Origin of the sequence: Sporocytophaga myxococcoides (genome assembly GCF_000775915.1) — a bacterium.
GTDB classification, from domain to species: domain Bacteria; phylum Bacteroidota; class Bacteroidia; order Cytophagales; family Cytophagaceae; genus Sporocytophaga; species Sporocytophaga myxococcoides_A.
Genome location: NZ_BBLT01000007.1, coordinates 48,141 through 64,630, shown reverse-complemented (window position 1 = coordinate 64,630; position 16,490 = coordinate 48,141). Strand labels below are relative to the sequence as shown.

15 protein-coding genes are annotated in these 16,490 nt (G+C 34.6%); 4 read left to right on the top strand and 11 right to left on the bottom strand.

Features of this window, described 5'->3' with window-relative positions:
- Positions 1-118: 118 nt before the first annotated feature.
- The gene (locus MYP_RS16580; protein WP_045465746.1) at positions 119-748 is read right to left on the bottom strand and encodes a GyrI-like domain-containing protein; all 630 of its coding nucleotides are present in this window, start codon (positions 746-748) and stop codon (positions 119-121) included.
- A 221-nt stretch (positions 749-969) separates the two neighbouring features.
- On the opposite strand from MYP_RS16580, the gene MYP_RS16575 reads away from it, so the two are divergent.
- Positions 970-1,422, top strand: a complete 453-nt coding sequence (locus MYP_RS16575) for a PepSY-like domain-containing protein (protein WP_052430286.1) — start codon at positions 970-972, stop codon at positions 1,420-1,422.
- Positions 1,423-1,509: 87 nt separating this feature from the next.
- Here MYP_RS16575 and MYP_RS16570 read toward each other — a convergent pair whose 3' ends face one another.
- The 3 genes from MYP_RS16570 to MYP_RS16560 all read right to left on the bottom strand — a co-directional run bounded on the left by MYP_RS16570 (position 1,510) and on the right by MYP_RS16560 (position 3,697).
- Positions 1,510-2,847 carry an MFS transporter gene (locus MYP_RS16570; RefSeq protein ID WP_045465743.1) on the bottom strand — a complete coding sequence of 446 codons (1,338 nt, stop codon included), beginning with the start codon at positions 2,845-2,847 and terminating at the stop codon, positions 1,510-1,512.
- A 236-nt stretch (positions 2,848-3,083) separates the two neighbouring features.
- Positions 3,084-3,329, bottom strand: a complete 246-nt coding sequence (locus MYP_RS16565) for a hypothetical protein (RefSeq protein ID WP_156140688.1) — start codon at positions 3,327-3,329, stop codon at positions 3,084-3,086.
- A 152-nt stretch (positions 3,330-3,481) separates the two neighbouring features.
- Positions 3,482-3,697 (bottom strand): DUF1653 domain-containing protein, encoded by a 216-nt coding sequence (locus MYP_RS16560; RefSeq protein ID WP_045465737.1) that lies wholly within the window; start codon positions 3,695-3,697, stop codon positions 3,482-3,484.
- Positions 3,698-3,890: 193 nt separating this feature from the next.
- Here MYP_RS16560 and MYP_RS16555 point away from each other — a divergent pair, with 193 nt between their 5' ends.
- Positions 3,891-4,418 (top strand): SRPBCC family protein, encoded by a 528-nt coding sequence (locus tag MYP_RS16555; protein WP_045465734.1) that lies wholly within the window; start codon positions 3,891-3,893, stop codon positions 4,416-4,418.
- A 189-nt stretch (positions 4,419-4,607) separates the two neighbouring features.
- Positions 4,608-5,408, top strand: coding sequence for a histidine phosphatase family protein (locus MYP_RS16550; protein WP_045465732.1), 801 nt, complete (start codon positions 4,608-4,610; stop codon positions 5,406-5,408).
- A gap of 82 nt (positions 5,409-5,490) precedes the next feature.
- Here MYP_RS16550 and MYP_RS16545 read toward each other — a convergent pair whose 3' ends face one another.
- The 3 genes from MYP_RS16545 to MYP_RS16535 form a co-directional block, all read right to left on the bottom strand.
- Positions 5,491-6,180, bottom strand: coding sequence for a DUF6515 family protein (locus MYP_RS16545; protein WP_156140686.1), 690 nt, complete (start codon positions 6,178-6,180; stop codon positions 5,491-5,493).
- A 358-nt stretch (positions 6,181-6,538) separates the two neighbouring features.
- A complete protein-coding gene (locus tag MYP_RS16540; protein ID WP_052430284.1) occupies positions 6,539-9,055 on the bottom strand; it encodes a glycoside hydrolase family 9 protein in 2,517 nt (838 codons plus the stop codon).
- A gap of 212 nt (positions 9,056-9,267) precedes the next feature.
- The gene (locus MYP_RS16535) at positions 9,268-9,636 is read right to left on the bottom strand and encodes an SH3 domain-containing protein (protein WP_045465729.1); all 369 of its coding nucleotides are present in this window, start codon (positions 9,634-9,636) and stop codon (positions 9,268-9,270) included.
- A gap of 155 nt (positions 9,637-9,791) precedes the next feature.
- Between MYP_RS16535 and MYP_RS16530 the strand changes: the two genes are divergently transcribed.
- Complete coding sequence (locus tag MYP_RS16530; protein ID WP_081990556.1) at positions 9,792-11,774, top strand: T9SS type A sorting domain-containing protein; 1,983 nt, start codon at positions 9,792-9,794, stop codon at positions 11,772-11,774.
- Positions 11,775-11,830: 56 nt separating this feature from the next.
- Here MYP_RS16530 and MYP_RS16525 read toward each other — a convergent pair whose 3' ends face one another.
- The 4 genes from MYP_RS16525 to MYP_RS16510 all read right to left on the bottom strand — a co-directional run bounded on the left by MYP_RS16525 (position 11,831) and on the right by MYP_RS16510 (position 16,454).
- Entirely contained in the window at positions 11,831-12,028 is a 198-nt protein-coding gene (locus tag MYP_RS16525) for a hypothetical protein (protein ID WP_045465723.1), read from the bottom strand.
- Between the two features lie 11 nt (positions 12,029-12,039).
- On the bottom strand, positions 12,040-13,920 hold the full coding sequence (gene mrdA, locus MYP_RS16520) for a penicillin-binding protein 2 (RefSeq protein WP_081990568.1): 1,881 nt from the start codon (positions 13,918-13,920) through the stop codon (positions 12,040-12,042).
- Positions 13,921-14,151: 231 nt separating this feature from the next.
- Positions 14,152-14,514, bottom strand: coding sequence for a c-type cytochrome (locus MYP_RS16515; RefSeq protein WP_045465720.1), 363 nt, complete (start codon positions 14,512-14,514; stop codon positions 14,152-14,154).
- 11 nt (positions 14,515-14,525) lie between these two features.
- On the bottom strand, positions 14,526-16,454 hold the full coding sequence (locus MYP_RS16510; RefSeq protein WP_045465717.1) for a cytochrome-c peroxidase: 1,929 nt from the start codon (positions 16,452-16,454) through the stop codon (positions 14,526-14,528).
- Positions 16,455-16,490 lie beyond the last annotated feature (36 nt).

Here is a 16,490-nt window from a genome sequence, read left to right as displayed (position 1 = left end):
AAAATCAATCTCATAAAGAGCTGAATAAAAATACTACGACTATATTCAGCTCTATACAAATTCTAAATTCTATAATGACTTTTTATAACCTGGACCTTTGAAAAAGGGTGTCTCCATTTTATGCAAATTTCACAGGTTCCCTTAAAATTGTCTTTAATTTATCCTCACTCGTTTTTCTGAAATCAGAAAGATAGATCTCATGATGCAATCCATTTTTGCCCAGATTATTTTCATTCATAAAAATTTCCATTTGTTTAAGAGTTTCCACTTCTTTTGAAAAGGGTCCTATATGCAGCATTTGTACACATTTCCCTTCCGTCATTCTAAAAAGTTCTACATTCTTTGCCAATAAAATTTCTTTTTTTGAAACTACAGAACTGGTTGCAGTGCGAACATCGTCTTCTGTAATAAAATCAGGCATTCTAATCAGCAATCGATATTCCCATGCATCCCGGGGAACATTTATGGATGTTTCGGTCATGGAAAGTACTCTATACTTATTTTCGTCAAACCACCATTGTCCTTCCAACTTTGATACTTTAAAATCCTTTTGCATAGCTTTGAAAGTGAATTTCAGAGTATAGGCTGTTGAATACAGTGCCTGAATCTTTTCTGAAAAAGCTTTTTGTGAAGGATCTCCTATTCCTGTAATAGATAAAAACTGAGCAGGTTCAATGTCTATCAATTCAGGCTTAGCTTTTGCCGTAAAATAAGTTTTATATGCTTTTGTCAAATCCAATGTTTCCATTCATGTATTTATTATATGAAATCAATGCAAAATTAATCAAGGGGACTGACAACCCTATGTCAGCATGATTCCAGACATTTCTGAAATGGTTAAATAAAAAACCTTAGATACTATTATTTTAACTTTCAACATCTTACAACCTCCCTCAAACACTTCCTTAAAATCACAGGTTATTTTTTCGAGGCTTTTTGGGAAGCTTAGATAAAACAAAAAGAACGAACATGAAAAAGGTGCTTTTAATGATTGGATTAGTGGTGGCAGGGTATACAATGAAGGCCCAGGATGTTGTAGATTCTAAAAGTGTACCAAGTAAAGTGTCTTCAGCTTTGACACAAAAATATCCCGATCTTAAGTCTGGCGATATCGAGTGGGAAAAGAAGGACAACAACTACAAGGCAGAATTTACCAAGGATGGACAAGACTATGAAGTAAAACTTGACAATTCGGGTAATTGGATATCAACTGAAGTAGATCTTACAGAAAAAGACCTTCCAGAAAAAGTAAGAAACGGTCTTAACAAATCAGAATATAAATCGTGGACTGTTAAAGACGTGGAAAAGAAAGAGAAACCTCAAGGTAAGACTTTATATAAAATTGAGGTAAAACAAGGAGAGCAGGAATATGATGTATATTTCGATCCGGAAGGAACTCTTGTTAAGAAAAATAAAAGTTAATAAAATATTTCAGGAATCAGACATGATGAATAGTTATCATGTGCTGATTCCTTACTTTAACCTAACAGCTTATTATAAATACTTCTACTAAATCCGAGTTAATTCTCTGACTTTTTCATTTTCTTTTGCTTCTCCTATATTGACAAGAAGATCTGAAGATACTTCATTAGGGAATTTTAAGAAAAGAGCCAATACTGAAATACCACAAACAACAGTCCCTATAATAAATAAACCGTAACGATATGAGTGAACAGTAAAAACGGAGTTCGCTAAAACGGCGCCAATATTTCCTCCTGCCCCAACGATACCAGCCACACTACCCAAAGCCTTTTTATTCACAAAGGGCACGATCGAATAAGTGACTCCATTAGACATTTTAACAAACAAAGCAAACAAAATCAAAGTAAGGATAGCCAATGGAAGGAGGTTCATTTCAGAAAACAATATAATTCCAATTCCTTCCAGGAAAAGAAAAGCACTTAGTAATATAACCCTTCCTTTCAGACCAAATTTCTGACTAATCTTATCTGAATAAATACCGCCCAGAGCTCTAGCGAAAAGATTCATCATTCCAAATGACGCAGCTATGATACCAGCAATCATTAATGGAGTGTTAAACTCTTCTGTAAAATAAATGGCGGCAATTCCATCCATAGTTAATTCTATTCCGAAGCAAGCTCCATAAACCAGCCCAAGAATCCATACTCTATATTCTTTAAAAGCCATCCAGAAACTTCCTTTGATATCGGGATTTTTAGCTTTGAATTCAGGGTTCTTCTTTCTTAACTCCAGGACATTTCCTTCAGTAGTATCCTGTGTATATTTGTAATACACGTAAGCCATCAGCAATAATGCAAGTCCAGGAAAAATCATTGCTATCCTCCATGCTTCAGAAGCGGTAAAACCCAGCGATACAACACCTGCAAAGATTGCAGGCATTGCCACTTGGGTTACACCACCACCCAGGTTTCCCCAGCCTGCAGCAGTAGCATTAGCAGTCCCGACTATGTTCGGGGCAAACATCACAGAAGTATGATACTGGGTAATTACAAAAGAGGCTCCTATCAGTCCGATAAACAATCTCCCGATCAGGAAGGACTCATAACTATTAACGAATCCTATCATCATTACCGGAAGCGCCCCAACACTAAGTAAAATTACGTAGCACCATCTGGGTCCTATCTTATCACACAACCACCCTATCAGCAATCGGGCAAAAACGGTCATGGACACAGCAGCTATTGAAATATTTGCGATTTGTGCTTTAGACAGATTAAGTTCATTTTTTATCTCTGGCATCAATGGCGCAAGACCAAACCATGCGAAAAAACATATAAAAAATGTAAGCCATGAAGCATGAAAAGCCTTCATAGGGACACATTTAAAGTTTAATAGCTCAATTTTGGTCGCCTTAGAAATCTGCATATCGTTTTTGCATTTTGTTTTTCAAATATAAAAAACAAAAACACAAATACGTATTTTTACTTAAAAATATTTTACGTACTACTACTAAAAATAATAATATCTGTTAGAAAAGAAGATCTAAATCCTCAATAGACAAACCATTTACCTGAATATCAATACTTAATTATAATTTAAAAAATCTGTATTAGAAGCTTATCAAAAACACAAAGAGTATAAAACAAAAAAAAGAAAGGCTTTTAGCCTTTCCATATAGTCATAGTTAGTTTTTCTTTACCGGGAATTTCTACTTTTATTTGCCGTTCAAAATCTTCTTTTACCAGGTGAATCACCTGAATGAGATTTTTCAAATTATCTTCTCTGCAAAAAGTTTCTTTCAGCTTTTTTAACAGAAAAGCTTCTGCCTGGTCTATGGAAGCTGCCGTAACTTCTTTAATACCAATCCGCTTGCTGGACTTAAAAATTTTGACATGATAATTTTCCATATAATGATCCATTTAAATTATTCTATCAAATAACCAACGATTAAAATTTAAAACTATTGACGGAAATAACTCAATTTTAATCTAATTGTTTAAAATAATCTGCCTACAATACGTATAAAATGCATTTTTATCCCAAAAAAAATAGAAAAAATTCAATCAATTTTTTCAATAAACTTAAACCTTGGAACTAACTCTCCTTCAACTGTAATGGTTTCTTTAAACATCTTCAATGGCCTCACCCAAAAACCAAAATCCCCATATAAACATTGATAATAAACCATATCCTCCATGGTTTCACTATGTTTGGCAACGCCAATAACTTTATAATATTTACCTTTATAATGTTTGTATTTTCCAGGTTCTATCATTTCTATTCAATTGTATATAGGTTCGGAATTAGTTCCATTTTAGGAAAATTGTTTGATTTCAAAAACTTTATTCCAATATACTTATTAAAATCAATTGTCAGAAATCCCCCTCAGGATTGTCGTTTTCCTAATCTAAATAATTTAAAGAAAGCACTGATATTTGTAACATCAATAACCAAAACATTTAAAAAATATGAAAATTTTAGGATTCATTTTGCTGGGTATTTTAGGTCTAATAGCGCTTTTACTGATTACTGCTATCTTCGTACCAAAGGAATATGCTATTGAGAGAGAGGTAACAATCAACAAACCCAAAGCGCAGGTATTTGAATATATCAAACACGTTAAAAACCAGAATTATTTCAATGAGTGGGTAATGATGGACCCCAGAATGAATAAAGAGTATAGAGGTACTGATGCTAACGTTGGATTTGTCTTTGCATGGGATGGAGAAAAGGCAGGTAAAGGTGAACAGGAAATTAAAAATATAAGTGAAGGAGAAAAGGTAGACCTGGAACTCAGATTTATTAAACCATTTGAAAGTACTGCATATGCTTACCTTGTCACAGAATCTGAAGGTAATGAAGCAACCAAGGTTAAATGGGGAATGACTGGCAAAAGCAAGTATCCGTTCAACTTTATGAACCTGATGATATCCGGTACTCTTGGAACACAACTCGATAAAGGCCTTCAAAAACTTAAGGTAATTCTGGAAAAATAGAAAGACGCTGCAAACCGCAAAACTCACTATCAATTATAGATGGTGAGTTTTTGTATTTTCAAAAAAACAGTTTGCTTGTTTTAAAAGGTTTCAGAAATACCCTAAAAAGTTCACCTCACCTAAATTAAAGATATCCTCAAAGATTTAAGCAGACTGAAACTTAACATAAATCTTACTGGTTTAGAAGAAATGAAAATACACACTATCTTCTTCTCTCTCGCATTATTGATAGCGCCAGGCTTTAGTAAATCAAAAGGGAAAAATGACTCCCCAAAATCAACTATTGAAAGAATAGAAAAGAAATATGATGCTTTAAGTAAGACTGCACCTGTCATTAAAGCGAATGGAAAACCTATGTGCCAAAGTCTGAGGTTTATTCAAGAGGACGATAATCTAGTTAAGGATTATAGTAAATTACGCCAGATTGCAATTATCAGGCATGGCGAACCTGATATGGTAAAAACAGGTCAGTATACTTGCACTGAAGCTAATCAATTTTTAAAATGCTATGACAGCGTTTGTATTATAGTTCCGGAAAAACCTTTTTTTGAACTTGGAGCAAATGAAGAGGTAGAAATATTTTCCAGTCCGTTAAACAGGGCACTAAGCACTGCTCATTACTTATTCGGAACCGAAAGAGCAATTACTGTTTCCCCATATTTCAGAGAATTTGAAAACACAATTAAAGAGTCTGATTCTAAGAAAAAATATTCAATAAAAAGATGGAAGACAACAGCCCGAATTAAATGGATGCTCGGTATCAGCAAACCAAAGAACATTGAAAGCTTTTCTCAAGCCAAAGACAGAGCTAAAAAAGGAGCAGCAATTCTTGATGAAGCAAGTAATGAAAACGCTAAAGTTGTGCTTACTGCTCATGGTTTGCTAAACAGATACCTGAAAAAAGATTTAAAAAAGATGGGATGGAAAGTAGTGGAAGATACAGGAAATGACTATTTCGGAACAACAATTCTGGTCAAGCTGGATGAATAAGATCTAAAAATTTTAGCTATAAAAAAGGGATATGCTGAGTTCGTCAACATATCCCTTTTTCTTTTTATAATTAGTTCCCTTATTACTTCTGCCCTACGACTTCATACCATATTGCTCCTGTTTCATCAGCAAAGGCTTTATAATATGTATTATTAACTTCGTAATAAGTATTTCCATCTACATATACTTTCGATGCTCCTTCAGGCAGGAAATCAACTCTGGCACCCATAGGAGGTTGCACTGCCATATATTCATTATTTTGAACTGAGTGAGTATAAAAAGAACCATAGTAGTAATAATATGGTACACTAGCAACATGCACTCTCAAGCTATTGACAGGAATAGTCCTAACTCTTGCACCCCATGGTGCAGATGCTACTATATAAGATCCATTCATAGGCTGGTAGAAAATTCCATTATAATAACGGAAGTTTATTCCTCTATTTGAAATAATTATTGAAGAAGAAGGAGCATATGCAACACTGCTTCTATAGACAGGCATAACTCCATAGCGCTGGGGAGTATGGTATACATTTGTTACTCTTCTGTCAACATAGATGTTTCTGTTACCCGGTCCATTAGAATGACCATGTTTTTTATTGTAATCAACCCGTGCATAATGATGTGAATTGTTATTGCCTCGGTTATTGTTGTAATGATTGTTATTATTATGTTGTTTTTGTTTATCATGACCTCTGCCAGGCTGGGACTGAGCAGGGATGTTTAATCCAAATAACATTAGAAAAAGGCCTGAATAAATGATCGGTTTCATAAGAGTAGTATTTTTTAAGTCCTAACCTACTAATAACAAGTTTGAGGCCACATCCACTTACCAATTTCTCAAGGTTTTCCCCTTAAGTTCTCATCATAAATTGCACATTAAAAATCAATGCATTACTAACAATAAACTCCTTTAGTCCCTAGATTTAAATGCCTTGACTTTTAGGATTTGGTCATTGATTAATATTAGTTTCTCTATATTTTCAAATGTTTTGTATATAAAAAACAGGCAAATAAAATCTGAGCTTTAATTCTGTCAAGTTTAACTGTTTTAAAAAAACAAAACCCTCCTGAAAAACCAAAAGAGTATTTTCAGGAGGGTTATTATAGTTGTAGAAACGAATGATTATTTATTTTACAACTTTAATGGTTTTTACTTTGCTCTGAGTATGCACTTCTACAAAATATAGTCCAGGAGACCAATTTTCCGTAGAAATATTGAATGTATTTCCAGATGGATTCTCAATAAGCTTTTGTGTCTCACCAAGCACATTTAATACTTTAATCATTTCAGGAGAAACCCCTGAAGGCAATTGCACAGAAAGTTCATGATGGAATGGCACAGGAAAACAGATAATACTTTCTTCATTTCTAAAAGATGGAGAAAAGCTCAAAGGCAGAGGTTCAACATCTTCCACAATAGCATTTAACTGAGCTACAGAAACCAGAAACCAGGCATCATGAGGAAGCCACTGCTCGACCCATCTCCAGTTTTGCCAATCTGAAGCTGCAAACGGAGCCCAGGCAATATCGCTTTCATTTTTATCTTTAGCAGTAATACCATTACAAATTCCTCCGACATAGTTAGGATACTTTGCTCCTCCAAGGTAAGTAGGATATGTAGTTGTACCAACACCTGTCATCATACATACATCAAATGGATTTTTTCCTAATACCCAGTCAATTTGAGAGATTGCAAATTCGTTATTAAAGTCACCTGAAAAATCATAATTTCCAAGAAAACGATATGATGCTAATAAAGCACTTGCCATAGAAGCCAGACGGGCATTTTCACCTTGCCACCAGTAACCTGTTTCATTATCATGAGGAACGAAAAAAGATTTAACTGCAGGTAACGAAACACCATCTTTATAAGGTCTTGCATATTCCCTTACATATGAAAAGGGATTATTTACCTCTGTTGATAAAGATTTATACCAATCTACCCATTTTAGAATAAAACCTGCAACAACAGGCTTTTGCAATGGATTAGCCTCTGCATACTCAATTAAAGAAATTACAGGCAAACCCTCATCGGCTGCATGATTAAATGGTCTGGTTCCTGCAACATTGGAGGAAAGATAACCTTCTGTTTTTTGCAATGCCATCAGTCTACCAGCATAATCAGAAGCATCGGTAAGGTAGGAGGCATTCTGAGTAGTCAGATATAATTCAGTAGAAGCAAGCAAGCCACAGTAAAAATCGATTATATTCTCAGTATGATCATTACAGTATTCCAAATTTTTTGTTGCATATCCACCTGCTCCAGGTGACTTCAAATGATTGTAGAGGACTTCCGCTTTAGCCAGGTATTGAGACGGAGTATATTCACCGACAGAAATATTCATACGAGAAGCTCTTGCTAATGCTGCAATTGCTACACCTGCTCCTTCACGCATTGCAGCCTGATAGTTAGCAGAACGACAATTGTCACACCCAGGGGCTTGCCCCCATTCTGTTATCTGTCTGTTTGGTGAATTCCCCCAATCATCAAATACAGATATATAAAGATAACCGGCAGGGTCAACATTTCTGATAATATAGTCTGCTCCAAATGCAGCTTCGGAAAGCAATGCTTCATCAAAAGCCGCATAAGCATCTGGATTTAACGAATATGATTTAAGGAGACTCCAGACTACAAATGGAATTTGCTGAGGATTAAAGTAATTGGCATATGAAAGATGAGACATGTGTTTACCTGGATCTCCGGTTGCATCTATCCATCCACCATGAACATCTACAGTACCACTTCTTGAGCCATAAAAGGATAAAGATTTATCCGATGCACCGGTATGCCTCATTTTATTAAAAAAGGAAACGACTTTAGAAGCTGTTTCTTTAAACAAGAGATTCTGATCAATTTTAAATGAGTAAGAGTATAGATTTCCAGCCTTCATTTTAATTTTAAAATTTCCTGTACCTTCAAAATCTGAAAAGTTTAACTTCCAGTAATTCCCTGTTGACCAACCTGTAACTTGTCCTTTAAAGGTGCCCAACCCTCTATATACTATTTTATTGTTATTATCTACAATATAAAAGCTATCTGTAGAGATTGCGGCAAGGTTTGTTTGATAGATGGCCACTTTAGGCCCTTCCTGTTCATAACCAATCTGATTAATCAAGATTTTCCCTGGCAGATAAGGTATAGGATCTCCGATAGTCACATCATCAAAATATACAGTTCCTGAATAACTCGTTCCAGGATTAAAGAAAAATGTAGCAGTAACAATTTTGCCAGCATCAAACCCTGAAGGAAACTTATCCTTAAAGTCAAATGTCACGTTTTGATAATTTCCATTTCCTGTAACTGCTTTTGACTGAGAAGCTAGTGCTGTCCATTTACCAGATGCATCCTGCAGATCAACCCTTAAATTGAAATTACTTGCAGCTTTAACTTTGAGTGTAACTACAGGATTTGATATAATTGAAATCTGAGAAAATTCAAATTCCAGATTTTCATACCCCACACTAGAGCATAGTATTTTTAACTCCTGATTTGCCGTACTTAATACAAAATGTGAAGGATTGGTTCCAGCCCATCCGGAAGTAGTATTTCCAGAGAAATCGGTTAATATGCCATTTTGAGCATAAAGATTGATTTTCAGAAAAATAAAAAATAAGAGCGGTAGTATTCGAAATAAATTCATTCTTAAAAGACATTGATTTTGCACAAAAATACATCTTTGTACAAAAAAGTTATATTTTTTATTGATAAAATTCAATAAAATAACTTTAGAAGATTAATATTCAGAAGGATATGTAAAAAAATAATAAAAGGAGGCAATATAATTTCCTAACTAAAAACATTCCTTAACAAAGGACTCCTTCATTAAGGAATGGAAAAATCTTATTTGCAATGTTATTGCTGTTTCTTCTTATTCTTACGATGTTTTGCTTCTTTTGCTTTCTTAGGATCCTCATTTACCGCGGGAACATTGGTAGTATCGGTTTTAACAGCTGGCTTGACTTCAGCCTTTTTTAGATATTCAAAAAGAGTAAAGCCAACTTTTCCATTGTATTTCACCTTACACCAATCACCTTGTAATTTAGAAAGCAATAAGACACTTTCGTTCTCTGCAATGAACACAACATACTGACCATTTGCAGCCGGAACTTCCCTCAATTTAATTCCGCTGATATTCGCCACTTTATAAAGGTTATCCTGAGCCTTTAATGTATAGGTTATTTGAAGGATAAAAATTCCTATTAAAAGTAAAGTCTTGCGCATAGTAAACTCATTTAAATATCCATAATACTTTATACGAAAAAAACATAAAACAGGATACTCATAATTTTCCCAAAAAGTTCATCACAACTGATCTATTGATATACAAACAATTACAAAAAGCAATAGTTTTTAGAGCTCAACCCAACTCAACAGCAATGAAAATTTTCAAAAGAACGCTAACGTTAATGACTGTTATTGCTACATTGGTTTTAGGAAAAACCAATGGTCAACCTGTTTTAATGAAAGTCATTCCTACTGGAAGTACAAACTTTACCACAATGGAAGACAGATTATTTTTTACAAGTGCAGATTCACTCTGGACCTCTAATGGTACTGCTGCTTCAACCTATTTTATTAAAAAAACAGGAGAACCATTCCTGAATGTTACCAACTTAAGATTGGGGAGTTTTATCTACTTTACCACCCTTCAGGCAGATGGTAAAACAGCCTTGTGGCGTACCAATGGAACTGGTGTTAATACGACAAAAATTGCTGCCTATCCCACTATCAAACCATTGATCGTTTATAATGGAGCCTTATATTTAGGTATAGATGATGGTGTCCGTGGTTATGAATTATGGAAATTAAATCTGTCCAATGTGCTTAACATAGTAAAAGATATCAATCCTGGCGCAGGAGACGGTCTGGCCAATAATATTATAATATCTTCAGGATCCTTGTATTTTCCAGCTTTTGCTGGTCCTGGAGGATTTAATATTTGGAAAAGCACAGGTTCGGCTGCAAGTACTGTAATGGCGGTAGATCTTCCATTTACAGCATTGGGACTTAACCTTACTGATGTAAACGGAATTATCTTCTTTTCAAGAGAATATACATCCGGATTTATCAATTATGGTGAACTTTGGAAAAGTAATGGCACAACAGCAGGGACAAGTATTATTAAATCTTTAAGTGACGACTTCGTTACCTTTAGTTTCACTCAGCTTCTTAAATATAAGGATAAACTGTATTTCTATTTAATAGAAAACTCTGGTGTCGACTTTGTTTCCCTATGGAGTAGCAATGGTTCTTCAGCAGGTACTATAGAAATAAAACATAATATATTTATTGATATCGCTTTAAGCCCAATGTTTATTACAAACAATACACTTGTCATGACGGCTAGCAATTTGTTTCAACTACCATTGAAAAAATCTGATGGTACAAGTCCTGGGACCGTTAATTTTTATACATTCTCTAATTTCTATTCCGGATCTGTCCTCGAGCCTACTGAAAAGCTCTTTTTCTTTACAGATAATGCAACTGTAAGTGGAGTTGAATCTTTTGATGAAATATATCAATCTGACCTGACAACTCAAAACTCAAGGTCATTGAGGGAGTTATACGGCACCTCATTTGCGGGATCAAATAATATCAGAAATGCAGCAGGGAATGTATATTTCACTACTCGCTTAGCTTTTTCATCTAATCCTGAGGAAAGGAAACTGAGATTATGGTTTTACAACCCAACCAAGCCGTCTTCCAATATACCATACTTTACCCTTGTAAATGCAACGACCAATGAAGATATAGCATGGCTTCATAACAATGATTATATATTCAAGCAAGCTCCGCTTCAGATCAATGTTCGCTGGAATCCCACAACTAATCCAGGAAGTGTTACCTTTAATTTAAATTCAATACCATACAGAACAGATAATTCTGCTCCATTTTCTCTTGCAGGCGATACAGGTGGCGATTATAATCAATGGCCAGTAACAACAGGCAATTACAATATCAGCGCAAGACCTTATTCCTTACCAAACGGAGCAGGAACTCCCGGACCTGTCAGTAATGTATTTGTTAATGTAGTCGCTACATCAACATTAAAAAGTTCAGAGGCTGATAATGATATTAATAATATTGAAAGTCCTGAAAGTGTCCACTTTGAGGCATATCCGAATCCCTCTTCAGATAATTTTTCTTTCTCTGTGCTGAATAATGAAACTGGAGTTGCAAAGGCCGAAATTTATAAAGCAGATGGCACTCTTGTTGAAAAATTACTTGAAACAAATGTTAATGAAGGAGAAACTGTTACATTCAGCTGGAATGGAACTCAATATCTGCAAGGTGTTTATATATGCAAATATACTTCAGGTAAGAAACAAATTATCAAAAAAATTGTGCTTACAAAATAAATGTAATAAACAGCAAAGTTTCCTTATTGGAAGCTTTGCTGTTTTTAATTACAAAATTACAGAAACTTAGTTCTGTCATTTTTTCTTCTCTCATCCAGCTTTTTGATAAGAGAATCTTCAGTTAAGTTACCTGATTTTAAATTCTCTTCCTTTTGCAAGAAATCCATAAATATATCTAAGGCTTTAAGTTGTTCTTCCGATAATACTTCTATTTTTTTGAACAACATCTCCATTAATCTTTCCTTTTCTTTCATGTTTCAGATTACTAATTCTGTTTATCCTTATTGACATCTTTTGATTTATCATGATCTTTTACATAAACCTCTACCGGCTTTTTAACAGGTTTCGGTTCATAAAAACGCTTTTCCAGAATTTTTTTCTCCAATGGTGCCCTTGTAATAGTATCAGTAAGATACTTCTCTATCATAAGACTGGCAATCGGAGCTGCCCAGGCACCTCCCCAGCCTGCATTTTCAACAAAAACAGCAATGGCAATCTTCGGATTTTCTTTTGGAGCAAAAGCGATAAAAACAGAATGATCTTCTCCATGTGGATTCTGGGCAGTACCGGTTTTTCCGCATATTGAAATTCCCTTAATTTTAGATGCGGCTGCTGTTCCCTCACTGACAACCTTCTCCATTCCGTCGGCAATTATATCAAAATATTTTGAATCAATTCCTGTATAATGCTTCTCTTTATACTTTTCAGAGAGTTCCTGATCTTTTCCTATCCCTTTGACAAAGTGTGGAGCAATGTAATATCCTTTATTAGCAAGACATGCTGCAAAATTAGCCATCTGCAGAGGAACCATACCGATTTCCCCCTGACCTATACCAAGGGAGTAAATAGTTGAAAACTTCCATCGACGGTTACCATAAATTTTATCATAAAAAGCATTGCTAGGAATAGAACCTGCTTTTTCATTAGGAATATCAACGCCGAGCTTTTGTCCGAATCCGAAGTTTCTGATTAGGTGATACCACTCATCAAAGCCTGATTCAGTGTCTCTAAATTTATCCGGAAACTTATCTTGATTTATAATCTTTTTGAATACCTGATAATAATAAGGGTTGCAGGAATGCTGTATAGATGCCCTTAGATCAAGAGGTGAAGCATGATTATGGCATTTGACCATATCTTTATTACATGGGAATAATGTATGTTCATTAATCACACCCAACTGGAGACCTATCAGCGCCTGAGCGATTTTAAATATAGAACCGGGAGGATACATTGCCATCAAAGGTCTGTTGAACAAAGGCTTTAAAGTATCCTTCTGCAAAACAAAAGCATTTTTTGAAAATTTTCTTCCTGCAAGTAAATTCGGATCATATGTAGGCGCAGAAACAAATGCAAGTATTTCTCCTGAAGAAGGTTCTATAGCAACAATTCCTCCTTTTTTATAGGCAATAAGTTTTTCAGCATACGCCTGCAGATTTCCATCAATTGAAGTGTAAAGATCATTACCTGGAACAGGTATTGTATCATACTTGCCACCAAGTAAAGATCCTTTTTCTGCACCTTTCACATCTACCATCAAATACTTAACACCTCTCCTCCCTCTTAATTCTTTCTCATAGAAGGATTCAAGACCGCTGATACCAAGATAATCTCCCTTAGAATAATAGTTTTCCTTCTGGTACTCCAGTTGCTTTTTACTTATTTCCCCAATATATCCAAGGGCACTAGCCATAATATGCTGTTCATAATTTCTGATGATCCTTGTTTGGGTATATAGTCCTTTATAATCTATCAGAACATCTTCTATTCTTCCCAGGTCATTAAACGACAATTGTTTAATTAAAGCTGTAGGACGTGACCAAGCCTTGTCTTTTCTGATTTCTTTAATAACCTTGTTGAGTTCTTCTTTTGTTATATGTAACTTTCGACAAAACTCTGCAGTGTCCTGTATTTTGGTTTCTTTCAGAACAATCATGAGATCGAATACTGTAGTATTGGTAACAAGAGGCTTTCCATCCCTAGCATAAATTACACCCCTCGGAGCATAATCTATCATTCTTCTTGTGGCATTACGTTGAGCTATTTCCTTATATTCCGAGCTTACAACCTGAAGTAAAAAAAGGCGTATGATAAATATTGCCGCAATAAATATAAAGATCCCTTGTACTACAAATTTTCTTTCCATATTTCTAATAATCCTAATGAAAGGACTATTGCCGAGGTTTAGTTCCATCCATATCCAACTATTTTTTCTGAAGAAAAATATACTTTCTAAAAATGGAACTTTTTTGATTGAACTAAAAGAAAGCATTGATATGGTCAATGCTTTTGCTCTACTAATAAATATAGAGTACAAAAAATAAACTTTGTAAGTCCTGAATGAATATTGAAAAGAACAATAGAAACACCAATACCATTACTTATTACTTTTTTTCTTATAAGTTAAAAATGTCATAATAATACCAAGTTCTTCTTCAGTGACAGTAGTATCAGTTAATGTTTCTGAATGTCTTGCATTAGTAATACGAAGCTCATATCCTTTTAACTGCTCGGGAGTAAAATCCGGAATCACAATTTTTCCTTTGACTTTTGTATTGTGACAACCTGCACAATTTATATCGTAAAGTATTTTACCTTTTTCACAGCGGGAAAGGTATTCTTGCTTTACGTGAGGCAGCATTGCTTCCGGCAAATTATAGGATACATTATTGCGAGTTACACATTGTCCAAAACAAACAGCGAACAATATTCCAATCATTCCAATAAAATAAAACTTCATAAGGGTGCAAATTAGTATTCTCCTCCTACCTTTCTTTTATTTAACTCATTTACTTTTGATTGAGGCAAATTTTCAGGGGCTTGCTCAAATTGGATCTTTTCATCCAATGAAAAAATAAATTCTATTAGCTTATTTTTTTCAATATCAGTTAAATGAAGGGAATCTGATGAAAGAGTTTGATTTGGCACATCTAGTCCACTTCCGCTTCCCCCTCCTGCATCATAGAAATCTATTACTTCCCTTAAATTCTTAAAGACTCCGTTATGCATATACGGACCAGTATGAGCTGCATTTCTAACAGTTCCGGTTCTGAATGCATTATTCGTTTCACTGGCCGGATGAACTTCAAACCTACCCTTATCTAAACTAAGATTCGTAATTCCAGATACATCAGGAACTCCAAGAACTTCAAACTCAGAATTAGTATATGGTGGTTTAACTCCGTTAAACAATGGAACAAAATGACATGTTGCACACTGTGCTTTACTCATAAACAAATTAAATCCTTGTTTGGCAGATTCAGGAAGATCTTTATCTTCATTCATTGCTTCATCAAATAAAGAATAGTATCTGCTAAACTTGCTGTAATAGAAAGTAACGGCAGAAATTATATGATCAAAAGTTATTTCCTTTTCCTGTGGAGTATATTTTAAAAGTTGAGCAAAGGATTTTTTGTATTCCTTGCAACTCAATACTTTTAGCATAACCTCTTTCTCATTGCTTCCAAGCTCATGAGGATTTTCAATAACTTCTTTGGTCTGATTCTGAAGAGAAATATGTTTTCCATCCAACATAATGAGGTGATTATACTCCACGTTGATAAGCGAAGGAGAGTTTCTCTTCAATGATGTTTGCCTGTCAAATTGAAGAGAAGTCCTTATTGTAGTATCTGTAAAATATTCTGTTGGTTTATGACAGGAAGCACAGCTTCTGAGATTGTTGCCGGATAATATAGGATCATAAAACAAAAGTTTTCCTACTCTGTCAATTTCCGCCAATGCTTCTGCGTCTTTAACTCTCAAAAAAACTCCTTTAGGATTTTGTCCGATATAAAGCGATTTACTGAATATAGAATTGCAATTTTTATTCAGAGAATAATCCATATAACTTTTAGAAATTACCTTATAATTTCTAATATAGCCCTGATTCATTGCAAACAAAGGATTAACATATACCTTCAAAAAGGTAAAATGATCGAACTCACTATAATTGGATGATTGCCTATCCGAAAACTCTATCATTCTGTCAAACAGGTTGAGATACGTTTCATCAAGTGGAGTTTCCGGAAAACCTTTTACAAATGATGTGTTAATCTTTTTCACTTCCCGCAACATCGTTCTTAGCTCTTGAATTACCAGAGAAGTATCAGGGCACTCAAATCCTGTTGTATAAATCGTGGAAAGATTTAATAGAAATAGTCTGTTACAAAGAAAGAAATGATGATAAGATTTTAAAGCTTTAGTGATTGAATCAGCAGAATAAACTGAAGAAGCTCTTTGAGATTGCAGAATTAAATTTAACAACGAATCCTTTTCAGAATTGGGTTCATCTAAATACATAGCTGCCAGAGTTAAGCCAGCACCTTCTCTTTTATATGGTTTTTCAAATTTTTCAAATACTTCTGTTTCCCATTCTACAGGAAGAGGTCCGTTAATCTTTTTATATGAAATTGGCTCTAGATAACGAAGCCAGAAATCCACCTTCTTTAAATAAATCCGGCAGGAGTTAATCTTATGTTTTATTTTATCAAGACTGGTCGGTGAGTTAAAATCAGAATGTTGTATTAAGTCCAATAGTTCTGATTGTTCCCGGTTAAATTCAAGCAGTCTGTGATGGTATCCTGAATTATAATCTGACTCATTCAACAGACAGGTTTTAAAAGAGATGCTGATAAAAGCAATAAAGGATAAGGAAAGCAGGAACAGGTATTTTATATTCATTTTTCACTACAATTATATTCATACAAAAAATATAAA